A 20695-nucleotide genomic window follows, 5' to 3' on the forward strand; every position below is an offset into this window, starting at 1 on the left:
TTATGACCGCGGCTGAAAACAACCATGTGAACTGGCTGGTGGAACAATCGATGCTGCACGCGGCACGCCAGCGCGCCAAGCTCTATTCGGGCCAGGGCCGGTTGTGGCAGCAGCCGTACGCGCAGACCCGGCCCCGTGATGCCTCGGCCTTGTCGTCGGTGTGGTTTACCGCCTACCCGGCGTCGATTGTGACGCGCGAGGGCGGTACGGTGCTGGAGGCGTTGGGGGATGAGACGCTGTGGCATGCACTGTCGAAAATCGGTATCCAGGGCATCCATAACGGCCCGCTGAAGAAATCCGGTGGCCTGACCGGCACCCGGCACACGCCGACCATCGACGGCAATTTCGACCGCATCAGCTTCGAGATCGACCCGCAGTTGGGCACCGAGGCGCAGTTGCAGGCGTTGACGCGCATGGCGGCGGCGCACAATGCGGTGATCATCGACGACGTGATTCCGTCCCACACCGGCAAGGGCGCGGACTTTCGCCTGGCGGAGATGGCCTACGAGGATTACCCCGGCCTTTACCATATGGTGGAGATCCGCGAGGAAGACTGGCCGCTGCTGCCCGAGGTAGCCGAGGGCCGCGACGCGCAGAACCTCAGCCCGGCCCAGGTGGACGCCCTGCGCGACAAGCACTATATCGTCGGCCAGTTACAGCGGGTGATCTTCTTCGAGCCCGGCGTCAAGGAAACCGACTGGAGCACCACGCCGGTGGTCATTGGCGTGGATGGCAAGCCGCGTCGCTGGGTGTACCTGCATTACTTCAAGGAAGGCCAGCCGTCGCTGAACTGGCTCGACCCGACCTTCGCCGCGCAGCAGATGATCATCGGTGACGCCTTGCACGCCATCGACGTGATGGGCGCGAAAATCCTGCGCCTGGACGCCAATGGTTTCCTCGGCGTGGAACGCACCCTCGATGGCACGGCCTGGTCCGAGAGCCATCCGCTGTCGATCACCGGCAACCAGCTGCTCGGCGGGGCGATTCGCAAGGCCGGTGGTTTCAGCTTCCAGGAGTTGAACCTCACGGTGGATGACATTGCGTCAATGTCCCATGGCGGCGCCGACCTGTCCTATGACTTCATCACCCGTCCGGCGTACCAGCACGCGCTGTTGATGGGCGATGCCGAATTCCTGCGCCTGATGCTGCGCGAAATGCACCGCCAGGGCATCGACCCCGGCTCGCTGATCCACGCGTTGCAGAACCACGATGAGCTGACCCTGGAGCTGGTGCACTTCTGGACCCTGCATGCCCACGACACCTTCCTTTACCAGGGGCAGACATTCCCCGGCAATATCCTGCGCGAGCACATCCGTGAGCAGATGTACGAACGCCTGGCCGGCGAGCACGCGCCGTATAACCTCAAGTTCGTGACCAATGGCGTGTCCTGCACCACCGCCAGCATCATCACGGCGGCGCTGGGCATTCGCGACCTGGAGGCGATCAGTGCCGCCGACATCCAACAGATTCGCCAGATCCATTTACTGCTGGTGATGTACAACGCCATGCAGCCCGGGGTGTTCGCCTTATCCGGCTGGGACCTGGTAGGCGCGCTGCCGTTGGCCGCCGAGGAAGTCGCGCACTTGATGCAGGATGGCGATACCCGCTGGATTCATCGCGGCGCCTACGACCTGGTGGACCTGAACCCGGACGCAGAATTGTCGGCCGGCCAGATGCCGCGCTCGAAAAGCCTCTACGGCAGCCTCAACAGCCAGTTGCAGGACCCGGAATCGTTCGCCTCGCAACTGCAAAAGATCCTCGCCGTGCGCCGCGCCTACGACATCGCCGCCAGCCGCCAGATACTGGTGCCCGACGTGCAGAACCCCGGCCTGTTGATCATGGTCCACGAATTGCCGGCCGGCAGAGGCACGCAAATCACCGCGCTGAACTTCGGCGCCACGCCGATCACCGAAACCCTGAACCTGCCGGATATCGCGGCGGGGATGGTGGTGGACATCATCAACGAACGGGTGGAGGGCGACCTGACGGCGGAGGGCGAGTTCACCATTACCCTGGATGCGTACGAGGGGTTGGCGCTGCGGGTTATCAGCAGCACGCCGATGTAACCTCAATCTTCCAAGCACCGAAGAACCCAATGTGGGAAGGGGTGTTGTCAGGCCTGTGGCTGCTTTTCAGCCAACTGAAACCGATACCCCACCCCATACAACGACTCAATCGGCGTTTCCCCAGGACACACCTGTTCCAGCTTGCGCCGCAGGTTGCGGATATGGCTGTCCACCGTGCGGTCGGTGACCACCCGGTGGTCGGAGTAGAGGTGATCCAGCAACTGGTCGCGGGAAAACACGCGGCCGGCGGCGCGGGCGAAGGTGTTGAGCAGGCGCAGTTCTAGGGGCGTGAGGTCCAGCGCGATGCCGTCCAGCGAGGCCTGGTAGCGGGCTTCGTCGATCAGCAGGCGCGGCGCCCCGCTGCCCAGCAGCTGCGGGCTGCGGCGCAGAATGGCCTTGACCCGGGCCACCACTTCACGGGGGCTGAAGGGTTTGCAGATGTAGTCGTCGGCACCCAGTTCCAGGCCGAGCAGGCGGTCCACTTCTTCGACGCGGGCGGTGATCATGATGATCGGCACCGCGCTGAAACCCCGCAGGTCCTGGCACAACTGCATGCCGTCACGGCCGGGCAGCATCAGGTCGAGCAGGATCAACCTGGGCTCGTGGGCGCGCACGGCGGGCACCACGTGCAGGCCATTGTCCAGGCACCGGGTGGTATAGCCGGCGGCCTCCAGGTAGTCGCGCATCAGGGCGGCGAGCTTGGGTTCGTCTTCGACGATCAGGATCGGCGATTCATCGTGCATGGTTCACAGGCTCCGGGGCAGGCGCAGGGTCAGCCACAGGCCGCCGTAGGGCGAGTGGTCGGCAACCAGGCTGCCATCGTGGGCGTTGGCGATGCTGCGGCAGATTGCCAGGCCCAGGCCGGCGCCGCCATGCTCGCGGTTGCGCGATGACTCGCCGCGGTAGAACCGCTCGAACAAGCGTGGCAACTGGCTTGCGGACACGCCCGGCCCGGAGTCGAGAAAGTCGATACGCACCGTGTCGCGGTCGACCCCCACACTGATGCGCAACCAGCCATTGACGTCGGTGTAGCGCAGCGAATTTTCCAGCAGGTTGGAAAACAATTGCTGCAGCCGACTGGCATCCGCCAGCAGCTCCACGGGCTCGCGCGGCAGCTCCAGGTCGAGCTGCAACTGGCGGGCGGTGAAACGCTCCCGGTAGATCGCCAGGCTGTTTTCGAGCACGTCGTTGAGCATGCATGGGGCCTTGCGGTAGGTCAGTGCGCCGATGTCCGCCAGGGACAACTCATACAGGTCATCCACCAGCTTGCTGAGCATGCCGACTTCGCCGAGCAGGGATTTCATCGTATTCGGGTCCAGGCTGCGCACACCGTCCTCGATCGCCTCCAGCTCGCCGCGCAGCACCGACAGCGGCGTGCGCAGTTCGTGGGAGACATCAGCCATGAACTCCCGGCGCATTTTTTCGTTGCGCTCCAGGGTATAGGCCAACTGGTTGAAGTCGCGGGCCAGTTGGCCGACTTCGTCGTGGGAGGCCACGGCCACGCGGCTGCTGTAGTCGCCGCTGGCCAGGCGGTGGGTGGCGGCGGCCACGCGCTTGACCGGCTCCAGCAGCGTGCGGGCGATCCACCAGGCAATCAGCATCGCCAGCAGCAACGAGAACACGCCCATCACCAGGCTGGTGCGCAGCTGGTATTGCTGGAAGCGTTCGCCACCGGCCTCGGTCACGCTCTGGAACGGGGTCACGGCCAGCCAGCCCACGGTTTCGCCCGCGACCACAATGGGGCTCACCAGCGCATCCTCACCAATCGCGGTGTAGCCGGTGACGCGCTTGCGGTCCTTGTCGAGCAGGGCGATGCGAAACAGCGCACCGGTCAAGTCCGAGGCCAGCGGTGTACGCAGGTCATGGGTGACCCGTTCTTCGTCGGGGTCTGGGCGCATGATGTCGAACCAGCGATCCGGGCGGTTGCGCATGAACGCCCAATTGCCTTCACGCGCATAAGCACTGGCCAGGCGCGGCACCACCGTGGCCATGCGCTCCAGCGCCTGTTCATTGATATAGCCAAGAAACCCGCGGCCAAAACTCCAGCCGGTGGCCAGGCCCATGCTGAGGATGACCAGCAGCACACCAGCCGATACGGCGACAAACAGTTTGGTGGAGATACTCAACTTCATGAACAAGGGCCGTAAAAGAGTGGACCCGCCCATTTAGGGCCCCAGGGAGGAAAGATTCAACCCAGGCGGGCAATCTTCAATTTTCCTGCACATTTGCCCAGCAGCATGACGGTAAGGCTTGCACCACCCCGTCTTGCAGAGGCAACTATGTCGACCAAACTTTTCGCCAAATACCTGGTAACCGCCGCGGTTCTCCTGTCGTTCGTCATTCTGGTGCTGCTCGGCGGCTGCTCGGCCGGCGACCCCGCGCCCGCAGTCGCCACCCCCAAGGTCTCGGTGATCACTGTGCAGCCCAAGCGCCAGGTCATGACCACTGAACTGGCCGGGCGCACCCAGGCGTTTATGGTCGCCGAGATTCGCCCGCAGGTCGGCGGTATCGTGCAGCAGCGCCTGTTTGTCGAAGGCGCCGAGGTCAAGGTCGGGCAGGCGCTGTACCAACTGGATGCGGCACCCTACAAGGCGGCATTGGCTGAGGCCCAGGCGAGCCTGGCCAAGGCGCGCGCCACCTTGAAGTCGGCACAGACCACCGCCGCGCGTAACGCCCGGTTGGTGAAGATCGACGCCATCAGCCAGCAAACCAACGAAGATTCCCAGGCCACCCTGCTGACCGCCGCCGCTGACGTCCAGGTGGCCCAGGCCGACCTCGACACTGCCCGCATCAACCTGGCCTACACCCGCATCAGCTCGCCGGTGGCCGGGCGTATCGAGACGTCCACGGTCACTCCCGGCGCACTGGTGGTGGCCAACCAGGACACCGCTCTCACTACCGTGCAGCAACTCGACCCGATCTATGTGGATGTGACCCAGTCCACCACTGAATTGCTCGCCCTCAAGCGCGACCTGGCCCGTGGCGTGTTGCAGGCCAACGGCGACGGCGAGGCGCGCATCAGCCTCAAACTGGACGACGGCAGCACCTACAACCACGACGGCCGCCTCAAGTTCAGCGGGGTCAGCGTCAACCAGGGCACCGGCACCGTGACCTTGCGTGCGGTGTTCGACAACCCCGAGCATGTGCTGCTGCCCGGCATGTACGTGCGTGGCGTGTTGGAGCAGGCCCGGGATGACCAGGCGATCCTGATCCCGCAAAAAGCCGTAAGCCGCAGCGCCAGCGGCGTGACCTCGGTGTTGCTGGTGGTTGACGGCAAGGTCGAGCAACGCGTACTCAGCGTTAACCGCGCCGTGGGCAACCAGTGGTGGGTGACGGCGGGTTTGCAGGCCGGTGACCAGGTGATCGTCGAAGGTGGCCAGAAAGTCCGCATCGGCGCCGTGGTCCAGACCCAGGCCGCCGATGCCGGCGCCCTGGCGCAGGAGGGTTGAACATGGCGCGTTTCTTTATCGATCGACCGATTTTCGCCTGGGTCATCGCCATCGTGATCATGCTCGGCGGCGCGTTATCCATCAGCCAGTTGCCGCTGGAGCAGTACCCGGACATCGCGCCGCCCACCGTGCGTATTTCCGCCACCTACACCGGCGCTTCGGCCAAGACCGTCGAAGACTCGGTGACCCAGGTCATCGAGCAACAGATGAAAGGCCTGGACAACCTGACCTATATGTCGGCCTCCAGCAGTTCGGCGGGCAGCGCCAGTATCAGCCTGACCTTTGGCGCCGGCACCGACCCCGATGTGGCGCAGATGCAGGTGCAGAACAAGCTGCAACAGGCCGAATCACGTTTGCCGCAGTCGGTGCAGAGCGAAGGCCTGACCGTGACCAAGGGCGGCTCGGACTTCCTGATGATTGCCGCCCTGGCCTCGGATAATCCCAGCGTCACCGGCACCCAGATCGGTGACTATATCTCCAGCACCTTGCTCGACTCCATCAGCCGTATCGACGGCGTGGGCGACGTGCAGACCCTCGGTTCGGGCTACGCCATGCGCATCTGGCTGGACCCGGCGCTGCTGGAAAAATACGCGCTGATGCCGTCGGATGTGAGCACTGCGCTGGAGGCGCAAAACACCGAGGTCTCAGCCGGCCAACTCGGCGCATTGCCGGCGGTGAAGGGCCAGCAACTCAATGCCACCATCAGCGCGCGCAGCAAACTGCAGACGGCCGAGGAGTTCCGCAATGTGGTGGTCAAGTCCGGCAGCGACGGCGCGGTCGTGCTGCTCGGTGATGTGGCGAGCGTGGAGTTGGGCAGCGAGAGCTATGACATCAACTCGGCCCTCAACGGCAAGCCGGCCGCCGCCATGGGGGTGCAACTGGCGGCGGGCGCCAATGCGCTGGAGGTGGGCGAGGCGGTCAAGGCCAAGCTCAAGGAACTGGCGCCGTTTTACCCCACCGAAATGCAATTGAAGAACGTGATCGCCTACGACACCACGCCCTTTGTGAGCCTGTCCATCGAGGAAGTGGTCAAGTCCCTGGGCGAGGCCATCGTGCTGGTGGTGCTGATCATGTTCCTGTTCCTGCAAAACCTGCGGGCCACGCTGATCCCGGCGATCACCGTGCCGGTGGTGTTGCTGGGCACGTTTGGCGTGTTGGCATTGTTCGGTTACTCGATCAATACCCTGACCATGTTTGCCATAGTCCTGGCCATTGGCTTGCTGGTCGACGATGCCATTGTGGTGGTGGAAAACGTCGAACGAGTGATGGCCGAGCAGGGCTTGTCGGCCCTGGCGGCCACGCGTCAATCGATGGATGAAATCACCAGTGCACTGGTCGGCATCGCCCTGGTGCTGAGCGCGGTGTTTATTCCCATGGCGTTTTTTGGCGGTTCCACCGGGATCATCTATCGGCAGTTCTCGGTGACCATCGTCTCGGCCATGGTGCTGTCGGTGGTGGTGGCGATGACCCTCACGCCGGCACTGTGCGCCACGCTGCTCAAGCCGGGGCATACGGTTCAACGGGGCTTCTTCGGTTGGTTCAACCGCTCCTTCGAACGCTGTTCCAGCGCCTATGAAGCGTTGGTCGGCGCTGTCCTGCAACGCTCATGGCGCAGCCTGGTGGTGTATGTGCTGATCGCCGCAGCCATGGCGGCGGGTTATGCCAGCTTGCCTACTTCGTTTCTGCCGGATGAGGACCAGGGCATTCTCATGGCGCAAATCCAGCTGCCGGTGGGCGCTACCGACAGCCGCACCCAGGCGGTGTTGCAGCAGTTCGAGGCGTACATGCTCAAGCAGCCGGAAGTCGAGGCGATGATCAGCATCAGCGGCCTGGGCATGGGCGGCAACAGCCAGAACACCGCACGGGCGTTTATTCGCTTGAAGGACTGGAGTGAGCGCTCGAACGATGCCGCCACGATTGCCCAACGTGCCACGTTGGCCCTGGCGAGTATTGGGGACGCCGATGTGTTCGTGATGCAACCGCCCGCCGTGCGCGGCCTCGGCCAGAGTTCGGGGTTTGATTTGCAGCTCAAGGACCTCGCCGGCCTTGGCCACGACGCATTGGTGGCGGCGCGCGAGCAGTTCATCGCGCTGGCCAGGCAAGACCCGCGCCTGCTGGGCGTACGAAGCAATGGCCTGGACGATGCACCGCAACTCAAAATCAGCATCGATGACCGCAAGGCGGGGGCCCTGAGCCTGAGCACCAGCGACATCAACAGCACCTTGTCCACGGCGTTGGGCGGTACCTATGTGAACGACTTCCTCAACCAGGGCCGCGTGAAGAAGGTCTACGTGCAGGGCGAAGCCCGCACGCGGATGCAAGCGGCCGATCTGGACCACTGGTTCGTGCGCAACAGCAACGATGAAATGGTGCCGTTTTCGTCATTTGCCAGCAGTGCCTGGAGCTATGGCTCGCCGTTGCTGGAGCGCTACAACGGCACATCCTCCCTGGAAGTGGTCGGCGACCCGGCACCCGGTGTGAGCTCCGGCGCGGCGATGGACGCGGTGGAGGCGATTGCCCGGCAACTGCCCGATGGCATCGGCTACGAGTGGACCGGCCAGTCGTACCAGTTGCGTCTTTCCGGGTCCCAGGCGCCGTTGCTGTATGCGGTGTCCATCCTGTTTGTGTTCCTGTGCCTGGCCGCGTTGTACGAGAGCTGGTCGGTGCCGTTCTCGGTGATCCTGGTAGTGCCCCTGGGTATCGTCGGCGCGGTGTGGGCCACACGCTTTACGGGGTTGAGCAATGACGTGTACTTCCAGGTCGGCCTGCTGACCACCGTAGGGCTGGCAGCGAAGAACGCGATCCTGATCGTCGAGTTTGCCAAGCACCTGCAGGAGCAGGGCAACAGCCTGCGCGAGGCGACGCTGATCGCCGTGCGCCAGCGCCTGCGGCCGATCCTGATGACGTCCCTGGCCTTCATGTTCGGCGTGCTGCCCCTGGCCGTGAGCAGTGGCGCAGGTTCCGCCGGGCGCCGGGCCATCGGCACCGGTGTGCTGGGCGGCATGTTCAGCGCCACAGTGCTGGGGATCTTCTTTGTACCGCTGTTTTTTGTGTTGATCCGTCGCCGCTTTGGCCGTGTCAGCACGACGCCCATTGTCGAAAAAGGTGACGCATGACCCGCTTTCTCTTCCCGTTAGTGGCCGCAGTGGTCTTGAGTGGCTGCATCAACCTGGCGCCACACTACCAGCAACCCGAGGCACCGGTGCCTGGCGAATGGCAAGCGGGTGTGCAGGGTGAGGTGCCGGCCGACATCCAGTGGCAGCAGTTCTTTACCGACCGCCGCCTGGCACACCTGCAAACCCTGGCCCTGGCCAATAACCGCGACCTGCGCCTGGCCAGCCTGAATATCGAGAAGGCCCAGGCGCAATATCGCATCCAGCGCGCAGCGGCGTTCCCGACCCTCGACGCCAGCGTCAGCGGTACCCACAGCCGCACGCCGGGCTCGCTGTCCAGCAGCGGTACGGCCGTCACCAGCCACGACTACAGCGCGCAATTGGGCCTGAGCAGCTATGAGGTCGACGTGTTCGGCCGCGTGCAGAACCTGCAGGACGAAGCGCTGGAAGACTACCTGGCGCTGACCGAAACCCGGCGCAGCACGCAAATCAGCCTGGTGGCCGAAGTGGCCACCGCCTGGCTGACCCTGGCCGCCGACAACGAGCACCTGCAACTGGCCGAAGAGACCCTGGCCAGCCAGCAATCCACCTACGAACTGACCCAGCGCAGCCACACCCTGGGTGGCTCCACGGCGTTGGCCGTGGCCCAGGCGCAAACCACCGTCGAATCGGCACGGGTCGATGTGGCCGAGTATCAGAGCCAGATCCTCCAAGACCGTAACGCCCTGCGCCTGCTGGTCGGCAGCGACATCCCCGACGCCTTGCTGCCCGACGCCCACCTGCGATCATCAGCGGCGTTGGTGCAGGTGCCGGCCGAGCTGCCGTCGAGCCTGTTGCAGCGGCGCCCCGACGTACTGGCGGCGGAGCACAGCCTCAAGTCCGCGAACATCGACATTGGCGCGGCCCGCGCGGCGTTTTTCCCCAGCATCAGCCTCACCGCGAATGCGGGCTCCGCCAGTGCATCACTGTCCAGCCTGTTCAAGACCGGCAGCGGCGCGTGGACCTTCGCCCCGAGCATCAGCCTGCCGATCTTCGATGCCGGCAGCAACCGCGCGACCCTGGATGCGGCCAAGGTCGAGAAAGAGATCCAGGTGCAGACCTACCAGCAAACCCTGCAAACCGCATTCAAGGAAGTCGCCGACGCCCTGGCCGTGCGCAGCACCCTGGACCAGCGCCTCACCGCCCAGCAAGCGCTGACCGAGGCGAGCCAAAAGAGCTACGACCTGTCCGACGCGCTCTACCGCGCCGGCTCGCAAAGCTACCTCGAAGCCCTGGATTCCCAACGCTCGCTGTACAGCGCCCAGCAGGACCTGATCACCCTGCGCCTGGCGGAGCAGAGTAATCGGGTGAGTTTGTATAAGGTGATGGGGGAGGGTGGCAGTCGCTTTGAGCGTGATGATTGGGTCTGACAATGGAGTGTTAAGCAGCAGTAACGCTTAACACCCACGTTAAATAGTTAATGTTCTTCACTCAATAGCCGTTCTAGGGGTCAGCTAAGAAAATGGTATTCGTCGTTTTGATCATAAGTGACGATAGTGCCATCCCAATGTTTTGAGTAGATGCCGATAATGTCTCTAAGGAAATCCGCATTTCTACTGGAGTATTCACTTAGCGTATCTTTATATTCCTCAGGATCACATTCCTCAAAGCCGAGAGATGTTAGCTTTTTGCACCGCTCGGTACCGGCTTCAATAGTGCGGGAGTAGGTTTCATATGAAAGACCCGAGCTTCGGACGATAAAGGCGTCATTCTCGTCGAGCCCACCCCAGTTCAAAGGCGCTAGTAGATTTACTATTTTTCCCTCAAAGTGATTGTTTACGATGCTTTTCATTGAGGGGGTTTTATGCGTATCGGTCAGTCTTCCGATATATTCGGTTGTTGTGGTTTGTGTGTCGACCTGTATGGAGAAGTGTGGTAGAAAATTGGCTTCATCTTCTGGAGTGAGTGTTTTATATAGAGATAATAGAATGTGGTTGGGGTTGAATATGTAAATGCTGATTTTATTTATATTATTTTGTTTTTCTATCTCGGCAAACGTCCTGTTGATCTGCTCGGTCCATTGAGGGTTGTGGATCAAGCATTTCCTTATTTCTTCGCGGGTAGTGGCGAGATAGCGAGTGTCTTCTCCGCTCAACGTCTTCTTGTAATGCTGTCGCGTGTTCCCCTGGTCGCCGCATAATTCGCTGACGAGGGTTTCTTTAACCAGAAGATCGTTGTGCGCGAGGGCGCCGAATTTCAAAACATCCATAATCTCCCATTCATCATGGAAGCGCTTCTCGGCGAACTTCGCCGGATAACCCATTTCGTGGTCATCGTAGGGAACTTCAGGAGGCGCTGCCATAATTTGCTCATGGGCGTCATGCAGCAGCTGTTCGTTATTCTCGGTGTATTTCAAGGTGTCGCGCCATTCTTCCAGGGCGTCACCCTCAAGAAGCGTTTCGAGTTGCATCAGGCAGTACTCTAAATCAAGCTCCACCATCGCAAAGTACAACATGTATGGCATCAACGGTACGCGTTTTATGTAGTCGTCATAGGTTCGAGCAGGTCCTAGCTGCTCGAACAGTTTAGTGAGTTTTTCGTATTTCTTGCGGCGGTCTAATTCTGGTCTACCTTGGGCGGCGCTGAGTTGAATAAGCACATAGTCTTTGATGCCTTTTGCTGCGCAGGAAGCGATGTATTGCTCAGTCCCAATCCTCAGGTTCTCTAAAGACTGATAGCGAATTAAATGGTGTTGCGAGCTGAATAATCTGTCTGACCGCACCGGCGCTGGGGTGACAGGTTTAGCATGCGTTGGGTTCCCAGATGTATCAACGGTCAACTGGATTCCGGAAAGTCTGAAGTTTACTCGGGCTACTAGTGAGGAGAAGGGTATCAGCAGCTCCTTCCATTCTGTTGAGACAATCAAGATTCTGAGTTCGTCTTCTTTTAGTCCGAGATTTAGTTTGATGCCTTCGATGTACTTTAATATTTCATGAATGGCTTGGCGTGCTGCGGCATTGGTTTTTTTTAACTCAATCAGTACATACTTTCCATTTTTATCGCGGGCCAAAATATCCACAAAACTTCGTGTGCCTTCTGGGTTTGGTAAAAACTTTTCAGTTTTTTCCAATGTGAGGCCCTCTTCAAGAATGTCGAGGTTCTCAGCCAGTTTGTCTCTTATTACAGATTCGTCGACCTTCATTATCTATCCTTGATGTTGCGTTGAGTCAGTCCCTTCGGAGTACTGGGTGGCATATTGCCACTGATTGTGTGGAGTTCGCTAGTGGGGCTGTTGGTGAGTCCAATGGCCGTTGCCATTGGGCTACGCTCCAGGCGCCTTAAGCTTTACGGAGCAAATGAAACGTTGTTAAACGCCTCAGGGCCGCCGCTGATCCTGCGCCGTCTGCAACACCCGCAGCAAATTCCCGCTCCAGATATTGGCCACCTGCTGCTCGCTATACCCGGCATCCAGCAACCGCTGGGTAATCACCGGCAATTGGCTCACATCTTCCAGCCCGCTCACGCCACCGCCGCCGTCCCAGTCGGCACCGATGCCGACGTGGTCCGGGCCGGCCACTTCCAGCAGGTGCAGCAGGTGCTTCATGAACACATCGAGGCTGGCCTTGGGTTGGGCGAAGCGTTGGTTGAGGCTGTCGCGTTCCTGATAGAGCGCCTTGACCTGTTCCGGGCTGAGGGCGGCGAGGTTGTGGAAGCGTGCGCCGAGCGCGGCCATGGCTTTGTTGCGGTCCGGGTTGGGCGTGAGGGGGATCAGGTAGTCGCTGTAGGCGTTGACCTGGATCACCCCGCCCTTGGCCGCCAGTTGGCGCACGCGGGTGTCGTCGAGGTTGCGCGGGTGCGGGTTGACTGCGCGGCTGCTGGAATGGGAGGCGATGAGCGGGGCGCTGGACAGCGCCAGCATCTGGTCGAACACCGCGTCGCTGGCGTGGGACACGTCGAGCAGGATGCCCAGGCGGTTGGCCCGTTGCACCAGGTCGCGGCCCTTGGGGCTCAGGCCTTTCCATTCCGGCAGTGCGGTGGCCGAGTCGGCCAGGTCGTTGTTCATGAAATGCACCAGGCCGAGCATGCGCAGGCCTTGGCGGTAGTAAGTGTCGAGCAACTCGGGATCGGAGCTGAGCGGGTCGGCGTTTTCCATGCTGATAAACACCACGCGCTTGCCCTGGGCCGCAATACGCCGGGCGTCGGCGGCGGTCAGGGCCAGGGCGAAGCTGTCGGGGTTGCGGTCGATCACATCGCGGATGCGGGTGAGGGTGGCCAGGCCATAGGCGCTGGCGTAGGCGCGGCCCTCCTCGGTGCGTGGGCCCTGGGGGGTGTAGACGGCAAAGAACCCCCATCCAGGCCGCCTTCGCGCATGCGCGGCAGGTCGACCTGGCTGCCGTCCTGGCGGTAGTCGTGGCGCTCGAGGATGTTCCAGCCGGGACGGGTCAGGGTCAGCGGCGTGTCCAAGTGGCTGTCCAGCACCAGCAAGCGCTGGTGCAAGGCCAGGGTGGCGGGGCTGACGGCGGTGTCGGCGTGGGCCAGCAGTGGCAGCAGGGCGAGCAGCAGCAGGCGCTTGTTCATGCTCAGAACTCCATGCTCAAGGTGCTTTGGAAGGTGCGCGGCGAACCCGGGCGGAACACGGCGGGGCCACTGGTGCTGGTGAGGATGTAGCCGAGGTAATCCTTGTCGAACAGGTTGTCGACATTGAAGCGCACCTTCACATTCTTCAGCGGGCCGTAGTGCAGGCGCTCGCCCCCAGATCCAGGTAGGCGTTGTAAAGGGTGTAGCCGGGCACCGATTCACTGTTGGTGAAGTTGCTGTAGCGCTCGCCGATATAGCGTGCCGAAAAGTTCAGCAGTGCCCATGGCGCCAGTTCATAGGTAACCCCGGCCTGGGCCAGCCAGCGCGGGCTGTCGGGCACCTCGTTGCCTTTGATCGAAAGGCCGCCGGCGTCGTTCCGGAACGTGGATGTGTTGTAGGTCAGGTTGCCGTTGAGCACCACCTTGTCGGCCAGGACCGGGGGTTTCCATTGCCCGCTCAGCTCGCTGCCGTAGGCCTGCACCTTGCCGACATTCTGGTAGTAGGTTTCCACTTGGCTGCTGCCGGGCACGGCTGAGGCGAAGGCTTGTAGGCGGTTGTCGAAGTCGGTGCGGTACAGCGCCCAGGCCGCGTTGAAGGTCGGGCGGTTGATGCGATAGCCCACCTCGTAGTTCTTCGCCCGTTCCGCTTCCGGTGGCGGCGCGCTGGGGCTGGCCGCGCGGAAGATGTCGTCGGCGCCACGGGGCAGGGCCATGTTTTCCGAATAGGAAGCAAATACCTGGGTGTCATCGGTGAGGTTGTAGACCAGCCCGGCCTGGGGCAGGAAGGCGTCGTTCCACTGGGTGGCCAGGCGCGGCTGGCGGTCGTTGATGTAGTCGCCGGCGTTGCGATAGCCCTCGATGCGGTACTTGAGGTGCAGGCTCTTGAAACCGAACTGCAGGCGCAGGCGGTCGTCGAGCAGGGTCCAAGTGTCCTTGAGGTGGTACTGCAACGAATTGCGCGTAGAGCTGAAATCCCCTTGCAGGTGCACCGGTTCATTGAACAGCGGCTCGCCGGCCGGGCTGCCGTCGGTGAGGTTGTAGCGCGCCTGCTGGCGGTTGAACACATCGGTCTCGGCCCACACACCGGTGTCGATCTGGTGCTGGCCGATGTCCCATTGCAGCCCGGTGCGCCCGCCGAAGCGGTGGCCGCTGAGGGACGACAAACCGTATTGCACGCCCCGTGGGGCAAACAGGCCATCCACGTTGCTTTCGGCGTTGTGCAGCGCCAGGGAAGTGGCGTAGGCCTCGGGGGACACGCCAAAGCCTTTCTTGGCCTCGTAGTAGAGGGTGGTGTAGTTGAGCAGGTCCGGGCGGATCTCGAACTGGCCGCCCAGGCTGTACAAGGTGTCGCGGCGCTGGTTCACCGCCTGTTTGTAGAACTGGTTGTAGTTGGTGTTGCTGTAGCGCACGCCGGGCACGCTCTCGGGTAAGTCGGGCAGGCTGCCGAGGTAGGCGAAGTAACGGCCCGAGCGACCGAACGGGTCATTGGCGCTGCCGTCGTACTGGGCGCTGCTCACGTAGGGCGAGTCGTAGTCGTAGAACGCGTTGTGCACGGCGCGCAGCCACACCTCGTCACGTTCACCGAAGCGATAGCGCACCTTGGCTTCCAGGTGTTCACGGTCGATGGTGCCGGGGCCGCGCCACAGGTCGCCGTCGATTTTCGAGCGGCTGAAATACGCCGACAGGCCCTGGTACTCGCCGCTTTGCAGCTTGACGAAACTGCGCCGCAGGCTGTCGCTGCCGAGGGTGTAGGACAGGCTGGCGCCCGGTTCGAGGGTGGGGTTGCTGGTCTGGTAATCCACATACGGGCCCAGGGACGCATAGCCCGATTGCGACACGTCGCCCGCGCCGGTGGAGGCGGTGACCCGCTCGGTGTTTTCATTGTCGACGTAGCGATAGATCGGGCTGCCGCCGAACTGATCGGTACGGCCCAGTGGCACACCGTCGATGGAAAAGCCGATCTGCTGCAGGTTGAAGGCGCGCACGAATACCGAGTTGCCGAACTCATACAGGCCCAGCGCATCGTTGACCTGCACGTTGAAGCCGGGCAGCGCCTCGAGCATTTTCAGCCCCGAAGTGCCGGCCGGCGCCGACAGCAACGCCTGGTGCGAGATGCTCAGGGTATTGCTGATTCTGTCTTCGCCGATGGCGGCGCTGGCTTCGGTCACGCGGGCACCGACCACCTCGACTTTGCTCAGTTGCGGTTCGGTGGAATCGGCGGCCTGCGCCGCCCAGCTTGAATCGGCGACCAGCAGGCTGGCCAGCAGGGTCTTGCGGTACTGAGCAATCATTGTCTGTCCTTGGCAAAGGTGTGGCGTTAAAGCCCGGCGTGGGCTTGGGCGAGAAACCCGGGCTGGGCCCACTCGTGCACGCTGAAGTCGTTCTGCAGGAAGCCGCGTTGCACCAAGAAGTCCTTCTTCAGCTCCAGGGCCGCCAGGTTCTGCGGCGCCAGGTTCGGCACAAAATCCAGCTCGGCAATGGCGCGGCGGATAAACCCGGCGTCCGGCAGGAAGGTCACGCGGGTGAACAGCTCGGCGGCGGCGTCGCGGTGCTGGTTGATCCAGTGCCCGGCGCGGATCGCGGCGCGCAGGAACGCCACCACCACCTGGGGGTGTTCTTCGGCAAAGGCGCGGTTGACGGTGGTGGCGTAGGGGCCGTTGTGGTTTTTCAGGGTCCAGTCCGGGTAGCGTTCCAGGTCTTCGATTACCGTGAATTCACCGCTGGCGAGCAGCGCCGGCACATGCCCGGCCGCGACATGCAGCGCATCCACACGGCCTTCGGCCAGGGCCTGCACCTCATGCCCCGGTTTGCCATGCAGCCCATGCAGTTGCGACCAGAACGCCGAAGGCCGCACGGCCGGCAGCAAGGTCTGCGGGTCGCCTTCATCCTCCAGCTCGATCAGGCGCACTTGCGACGGCTCCAGCCCGGCCAGTTGCAGGGCATTGAACAGGCCATGCTCGGCCAGCGCCTTGAGCACATCGACCCGCGCCGTGTTGCGGCTCACCGGCACGCCGATGCGCTTGCCGAACAGGTCGGCGACCTGGCGGATACGCCCCTCGGCACGCACCAGGATCTGCCCGGCGCGTTGGGTGGCGGTGCTGGCCACCAGCAACGTATCGGCCTGGTCGGCGCGCGCCCACAAGGCCGGCACCGCGCCGCCATCGCGAATCAAGCGGGCTTCGCCATGGGTGAAGTGCGGCAGCCAACCGAGGTTGTCGGGCAGTGAGCGCAGGTAGATCGCGTCGGCGCCGACGCGTTGGTATTCCTCGTCCAGCCAACCGAGTTCAACGGCAATATTGGACGCGACCAGCAGCGGGCAAATGCTGTAGTGGGTGGGCAGTGTTTGGCTCATGGCAGACTCCTTGGGGAATGGGGGGGGCGCTCAGGCGTTCGAGGCCTTGTTGCAGGTCGGCGAGCAGGTCCTCGACCGCTTCAAGGCCCACGTGCAGGCGCAGCAGCACGCCCGCTTCAATCTGTGCCGAAGGGTGGCGTTGCTGTTGGCGAATCAGGCTCTCGAAACCGCCCCAGCTGGCGCCCATGGCGAACAACTGCAGGCTTTCCAGGAAGGCCTTGGTTTGGGGCTCGAAATGCGGCTTGAGGACCACGCCGAACAGCCCGGTGGAACCGAGGAAGTCACGCTTGAACAGCGCGTGCCCGATGGCCCCCGGCAGCGCCGGGTGCAGCACCTGGGCCACTTCGGGACGCTGTTGCAGCCACTGCGCGACGGTGAGCGCCGAGCGCTGGTGCTGGCGCAGGCGTACACCCAGGGTGCGCAGGCCACGCAGGCCCAGGTAGGCGTCGTCGGCGCTGGCGATATAGCCCAGTTGGCGGACGGTCTCGCGCGCCGTCGAATACAGGGTTTCAGTGGTGACGATCACGCCGAGCATGGCGTCGCTATGGCCCACCAGGTACTTGGTGGCGGCATGAATCGAGATGTCCACACCATGGGCGAACGCCTTGAAGAACAGCGGCGTGGCCCAGGTGTTGTCGAGCATCAGCAGTGCGCCGTGGGCATGGGCGGCAGCGGCCAGGGCGGGAATGTCCTGGACCTCGAAGGTGCTGGAACCGGGTGCTTCGGCGTACACCAGGCGCGTATTCGGGCGCAGCAAACCGGCGATGTCGGCGCCGAGCATCGGCGCGAAGTACGTGGCCTCAATGCCATAGCGCGGCAGGATCTGGTCGAACACCTGGCGCGCATGCCAATAGCAATTGTCGGTCACCAGGATATGGTCGCCGGCCCGCGCCACGGCCAGCACCGCGCCGACAATCGCCGCCAGGCCGCTGGGCATGATCAGCCCGCGAAAGCCGCCTTCCAGCTGCGCCACGGCGTCTTCGAAGGCGGCGGTGGTGGGGTTGCCGTTACGGCCGTAGATATGCCCGCGATAATGCGGGTCGGCGGCCTGTTGCAGGTGGTTTTCGAGGGTGCCGGTGTCGGGCCAGATAAAGGTCGAGCTGCGATACACCGGAGTGTTGACGCTGCCTTCGTGGCTGGCGGGGTCGCGTCCCAACTGGGTCAGCAGGGTATCGTCATGCATAGGGTCAATGCTCATGTGCGCTCCAGCCGTTTGGCCAGGCGGGAGAGGGGGTAGATGTAGACAAAGAAGGCGATGAACACCAAGCCGTAGGCGGGCAGCAGCAGGTCGTTGCGCAGTTGCGTGGACAGGTGCGATTGCACGGTGGTCATCAGCTCTTCCACCCCCAGCAGGTTGGCCAGGGAGGTGGACATGGTCACCGCGCAATACAGGTTCATCCACGGCGCCACCAGGCTCGGCAGGGTCTGCGGGATGATCACGTGGCGCAGCGCCTGGCCGTGATGCATGCCCAGGGCCTGGGCGGCTTCCCATTGCCCCATCGGCACCGCGCGTACGGCGCCGCGCACGATCTCCGAGACATAGCCCACAGCGGGCAAGGCCAGGCCCAGCGCGACCTTGAGCCAATCCGGCAATTGCCACCAGCGCCCGGCCCAGTGCACTTCATAGGGCAACAGGTAGGCCACGTAGAACATCACCACCAGCCACGGCAGGTTGCGCAGCAGGCGGCTCAGCTGCCCGGCACCACGGCGCAGGCGCGGCCGGGCGCTGACCTGCAGGCTGCCGAGCACGACACCGGCCAGCGTGGCCACCAGCATCGCGGTGACGCCCATGAGGATATTCAGGCCGAAACCTTGCAGCAGCGCCGGCGCCCACTGCCACAACAGCGCAGGCCAGGACGGTTCAGGCAGCATCGGGCAACTCCTGGCCTGGCAGGCGCAGGTGGTCTTCCAGGCGGCGCAGCAGCCAACTGCTGGCGCCGATCAGCAGCAACCAGACCAGCAACAGCACCTGCATCATCTCGGCGACGTTAAAGTTGTCCGACCAGATCCGATTGCTCGCATAGAGCAATTCCGGCACCGCAATCGCGTAGGCAATCGAGGTCGACTTGATGGTTTGCACCACCGTATTGCCCATGGCCGGCAGGCTGTTGCGCAGCGCCAGCGGCAGCACGATATGGCGCAGTACCGTGACCCCCTGCATGCCCAGGGCCGCAGCCGCGTCGAGGGTGGCGCGGGGCACGGCATCGATCCCGGCGCGCAGGTTTTCGGCCTGGAACGCGCCGCTGTGCAGGGCGAGCACGATGATTGCCCATTGCGTGCCGTTGAGCAGCCGCACGCTGGTGTCGTCCGCCAGCGGCAGCCAGGCGCCGACGCCGAAGTAGAAAAAGAACAGCTGCACCAACAGCGGCGTGTTGCGAAACAACGCGACGTACCCCGCGCTCAACCGGCGCCACAGCGAGCGGCGCGAACCCAGGCCGGCAGCGCCCCACACACCGATCACCAGGGACAGCGCAATACTTGCCACCGACAGCAACAGTGTCAGGCCCAGGCCGAGCAGGAAGCGCTGGCGGTCTATCGGGTCCCACAGGATGCTCAGCGACAGGCCATGCTGTTCCAGCCACAGGCGCAGGTTGATCTCACTCATGGCTGGCTCGCGCATGCTGCTGCGCTACCCAGGCATTCGGCGCCAGGCCGTAGCGCTGTTCCAGGCCGATGATCACGCCCTGGGCATGCCAGCCTTCGACAATACTCGACACCGCCGCCAACAACGCCGGCTGGCCCTTGCGCAAGGCAATGCCCCACGGCGCCGGGTCCTGGGCCGGCAGTTTGACCTCGTAGTCGGCCCATTCCGGCTGGCGCGCCAGGGCGCTGTACAACGCATCGTCACCCATCGCCCCCAGGCAACGGCTGTCGGCCACCGCCTTGCGCACTTCGGCCGTGCCGTTGAACGAGGCGAACTGCACGCCGTAGCGCGTTTCAAACGGGCGCACCCACACACTGGTGGCGGGCGCACACAGGGTCTTGCCGCGCAGGCTTTGCCAGTCCGGCACGGCGGTGCTTTTCGGCGCAAACACGGTGGCGGCCGAGCTGTAGAAACCGGGGCTGGCGAAATCCACTTCGCGCCGCCGTGCGGGGGTGTCGAGCAGGGACGTGACCAGCACCTCGCAACGGCCCTGTTCGAGAAACAGCAAGCGGTTGAGCGGATTGACTGGCACAAGTTGCAGCTTGAGCGGCTGGCCGACCTTGGCAGACAGCTGCTGTTGCAGGTCGACGATCAGGTCCAGGATCAACCCGCCGGGCTTGCCTTGGGCATCGAAGGTCTTGAAGGGGGGGAATTCGTCGCTGGTGCAGACGTTGAGGGTGCCACGGGATTGGGCCCGTTCCAGCAGGGGTTCGGCGTGGGCGTGGAGTGCGCCGAATGCAAAAATAACCAACAGCGCCCGCTGCCAAAGTGACCTGTCGTAAGGGCCGGAGGCAAGTCGAATCGTCGCACCGCCCCTTCTACTTTTATCAGGGCGATGAGCGAGCGCACTCATGTCGCACTCCAGCCCAGGCGCGACCGCTGCGCCGCGCCGCTGGGAAAGGGCTGCGGCGTACCGAGCTGCTGCGCCAGGAAGGTCAGGTAGGCCGCTTCTTCCAGGTTCACCAACAACCGCGTCGCCGCCAGCACGTCCCGCTCCGACCACGCAAACGGCCCGTGATTGGCCAGCAACGCCGCCGGCGCACGCGGATGCTCGCGTAACGCCGCCACCACCGGCTCCGGCGCATACCGCGGCCCCCACGCCGTCAGCGGCACCTCCTGGTCTTCATCCAGAATCCCCAGCAACTGCGTGGCATGGGGGCGCAACGCTCGCCCGGCAATCGCGAAGGCGGTGAGGTACGGCGAGTGCGTGTGAATCACCGCATTCACCGAGGGCCGCTCGCGGTAGATCGCCACGTGCAGCGCCGCCACTTCCTTGAGGTTGTCGGTGAGGCTGCCCTGGCTGTGTTGCAGGTCGAAGTCGACAATCGCCGCCACGCCACTGTCGGCGCCGCTGAGCGAGGCAATCACCAGCCGTGCTTCGCCGGGAATACGCAGGCTGATATTGCCCGCCTCATTGCTCGACAACACCTGGTGCTTGATCAGCAGTTGCTTGGCCAGGGCAAAGTCGTGTTCGAACACTTGGGTAAAACGCACAGGATCAAAGCTCATGGGAAC

16 protein-coding genes are annotated in these 20695 nt (G+C 63.2%); 4 read left to right on the plus strand and 12 right to left on the minus strand.

Features of this window, described 5'->3' with window-relative positions; genetic code table 11:
- Window positions 1-2: 2 nt before the first annotated feature.
- On the plus strand, window positions 3-2066 hold the full coding sequence (gene treS, locus NIBR502773_RS29330) for a maltose alpha-D-glucosyltransferase (protein ID WP_141157650.1): 2064 nt from the start codon (window positions 3-5) through the stop codon (window positions 2064-2066).
- Between the two features lie 47 nt (window positions 2067-2113).
- Here treS and NIBR502773_RS29335 read toward each other — a convergent pair whose 3' ends face one another.
- Window positions 2114-2809, minus strand: coding sequence for a response regulator (locus NIBR502773_RS29335; protein ID WP_141157651.1), 696 nt, complete (start codon window positions 2807-2809; stop codon window positions 2114-2116).
- Between the two features lie 3 nt (window positions 2810-2812).
- Window positions 2813-4231, minus strand: coding sequence for an ATP-binding protein (locus tag NIBR502773_RS29340; protein WP_373682369.1), 1419 nt, complete (start codon window positions 4229-4231; stop codon window positions 2813-2815).
- A 114-nt stretch (window positions 4232-4345) separates the two neighbouring features.
- Between NIBR502773_RS29340 and NIBR502773_RS29345 the strand changes: the two genes are divergently transcribed.
- Genes NIBR502773_RS29345 through NIBR502773_RS29355 form a run of 3 tightly spaced genes read left to right on the plus strand, consistent with a single transcriptional unit; the run spans window position 4346 to window position 10037 of the window.
- Window positions 4346-5515, plus strand: a complete 1170-nt coding sequence (locus tag NIBR502773_RS29345; RefSeq protein ID WP_141157653.1) for an efflux RND transporter periplasmic adaptor subunit — start codon at window positions 4346-4348, stop codon at window positions 5513-5515.
- Window positions 5516-5517: 2 nt separating this feature from the next.
- A complete protein-coding gene (locus NIBR502773_RS29350) occupies window positions 5518-8631 on the plus strand; it encodes an efflux RND transporter permease subunit (RefSeq protein WP_141157654.1) in 3114 nt (1037 codons plus the stop codon).
- Window positions 8628-10037: an efflux transporter outer membrane subunit gene (locus NIBR502773_RS29355; protein ID WP_141157655.1), complete on the plus strand. Its 1410-nt coding sequence runs from the start codon at window positions 8628-8630 to the stop codon at window positions 10035-10037. Before NIBR502773_RS29350 ends, NIBR502773_RS29355 begins: the two co-directional genes overlap by 4 nt.
- A gap of 80 nt (window positions 10038-10117) precedes the next feature.
- Here NIBR502773_RS29355 and NIBR502773_RS29360 read toward each other — a convergent pair whose 3' ends face one another.
- The 10 genes from NIBR502773_RS29360 to NIBR502773_RS29400 form a co-directional block, all read right to left on the minus strand.
- Window positions 10118-11809 carry an endonuclease NucS domain-containing protein gene (locus NIBR502773_RS29360; RefSeq protein ID WP_141157656.1) on the minus strand — a complete coding sequence of 564 codons (1692 nt, stop codon included), beginning with the start codon at window positions 11807-11809 and terminating at the stop codon, window positions 10118-10120.
- A gap of 174 nt (window positions 11810-11983) precedes the next feature.
- Complete coding sequence (locus NIBR502773_RS29365; RefSeq protein ID WP_257228311.1) at window positions 11984-13039, minus strand: dipeptidase; 1056 nt, start codon at window positions 13037-13039, stop codon at window positions 11984-11986.
- A gap of 148 nt (window positions 13040-13187) precedes the next feature.
- Window positions 13188-13319, minus strand: a complete 132-nt coding sequence (locus NIBR502773_RS31095; protein WP_257228084.1) for a hypothetical protein — start codon at window positions 13317-13319, stop codon at window positions 13188-13190.
- A gap of 11 nt (window positions 13320-13330) precedes the next feature.
- Window positions 13331-15475 (minus strand): TonB-dependent receptor, encoded by a 2145-nt coding sequence (locus NIBR502773_RS29370; protein WP_257228085.1) that lies wholly within the window; start codon window positions 15473-15475, stop codon window positions 13331-13333.
- Window positions 15476-15501: 26 nt separating this feature from the next.
- On the minus strand, window positions 15502-16536 hold the full coding sequence (locus NIBR502773_RS29375; RefSeq protein ID WP_141157657.1) for an ABC transporter substrate-binding protein: 1035 nt from the start codon (window positions 16534-16536) through the stop codon (window positions 15502-15504).
- The gene (metC, locus tag NIBR502773_RS29380; RefSeq protein WP_141157658.1) at window positions 16469-17734 is read right to left on the minus strand and encodes a cystathionine beta-lyase; all 1266 of its coding nucleotides are present in this window, start codon (window positions 17732-17734) and stop codon (window positions 16469-16471) included. The genes NIBR502773_RS29375 and metC overlap by 68 nt, the downstream gene beginning before the upstream one ends.
- Window positions 17731-18408 carry an amino acid ABC transporter permease gene (locus NIBR502773_RS29385; RefSeq protein WP_141157659.1) on the minus strand — a complete coding sequence of 226 codons (678 nt, stop codon included), beginning with the start codon at window positions 18406-18408 and terminating at the stop codon, window positions 17731-17733. Before NIBR502773_RS29385 ends, metC begins: the two co-directional genes overlap by 4 nt.
- Window positions 18398-19141: an amino acid ABC transporter permease gene (locus NIBR502773_RS29390; RefSeq protein WP_141157660.1), complete on the minus strand. Its 744-nt coding sequence runs from the start codon at window positions 19139-19141 to the stop codon at window positions 18398-18400. Before NIBR502773_RS29390 ends, NIBR502773_RS29385 begins: the two co-directional genes overlap by 11 nt.
- A complete protein-coding gene (locus NIBR502773_RS29395) occupies window positions 19134-20033 on the minus strand; it encodes a transporter substrate-binding domain-containing protein (RefSeq protein ID WP_141157661.1) in 900 nt (299 codons plus the stop codon). Before NIBR502773_RS29395 ends, NIBR502773_RS29390 begins: the two co-directional genes overlap by 8 nt.
- Window positions 20030-20689, minus strand: a complete 660-nt coding sequence (locus NIBR502773_RS29400) for a class II aldolase/adducin family protein (protein WP_065927401.1) — start codon at window positions 20687-20689, stop codon at window positions 20030-20032. The genes NIBR502773_RS29395 and NIBR502773_RS29400 overlap by 4 nt, the downstream gene beginning before the upstream one ends.
- Window positions 20690-20695: the final 6 nt, after the last annotated feature.

It is taken from the genome of Pseudomonas sp. NIBRBAC000502773 (assembly GCF_006517195.1).
GTDB classification, from domain to species: Bacteria; Pseudomonadota; Gammaproteobacteria; order Pseudomonadales; family Pseudomonadaceae; genus Aquipseudomonas; species Aquipseudomonas marginalis.

What these genes read in the sequence shown, in the direction of transcription:
- treS (WP_141157650.1), top strand. Translation starts at nt 3, where the DNA reads ATGACCGCGGCTGAAAACAACCATGTGAACTGGCTGGTGGAACAATCG.
- NIBR502773_RS29335 (WP_141157651.1), bottom strand. Translation starts at nt 2,809, where the DNA reads ATGCACGATGAATCGCCGATCCTGATCGTCGAAGACGAACCCAAGCTC.
- NIBR502773_RS29340 (WP_373682369.1), bottom strand. Translation starts at nt 4,231, where the DNA reads ATGGGCGGGTCCACTCTTTTACGGCCCTTGTTCATGAAGTTGAGTATC.
- NIBR502773_RS29345 (WP_141157653.1), top strand. Translation starts at nt 4,346, where the DNA reads ATGTCGACCAAACTTTTCGCCAAATACCTGGTAACCGCCGCGGTTCTC.
- NIBR502773_RS29350 (WP_141157654.1), top strand. Translation starts at nt 5,518, where the DNA reads ATGGCGCGTTTCTTTATCGATCGACCGATTTTCGCCTGGGTCATCGCC.
- NIBR502773_RS29355 (WP_141157655.1), top strand. Translation starts at nt 8,628, where the DNA reads ATGACCCGCTTTCTCTTCCCGTTAGTGGCCGCAGTGGTCTTGAGTGGC.
- NIBR502773_RS29360 (WP_141157656.1), bottom strand. Translation starts at nt 11,809, where the DNA reads ATGAAGGTCGACGAATCTGTAATAAGAGACAAACTGGCTGAGAACCTC.
- NIBR502773_RS29370 (WP_257228085.1), bottom strand. Translation starts at nt 15,475, where the DNA reads ATGATTGCTCAGTACCGCAAGACCCTGCTGGCCAGCCTGCTGGTCGCC.
- NIBR502773_RS29375 (WP_141157657.1), bottom strand. Translation starts at nt 16,536, where the DNA reads ATGAGCCAAACACTGCCCACCCACTACAGCATTTGCCCGCTGCTGGTC.
- metC (WP_141157658.1), bottom strand. Translation starts at nt 17,734, where the DNA reads ATGAGCATTGACCCTATGCATGACGATACCCTGCTGACCCAGTTGGGA.
- NIBR502773_RS29385 (WP_141157659.1), bottom strand. Translation starts at nt 18,408, where the DNA reads ATGCTGCCTGAACCGTCCTGGCCTGCGCTGTTGTGGCAGTGGGCGCCG.
- NIBR502773_RS29390 (WP_141157660.1), bottom strand. Translation starts at nt 19,141, where the DNA reads ATGAGTGAGATCAACCTGCGCCTGTGGCTGGAACAGCATGGCCTGTCG.
- NIBR502773_RS29395 (WP_141157661.1), bottom strand. Translation starts at nt 20,033, where the DNA reads ATGAGTGCGCTCGCTCATCGCCCTGATAAAAGTAGAAGGGGCGGTGCG.
- NIBR502773_RS29400 (WP_065927401.1), bottom strand. Translation starts at nt 20,689, where the DNA reads ATGAGCTTTGATCCTGTGCGTTTTACCCAAGTGTTCGAACACGACTTT.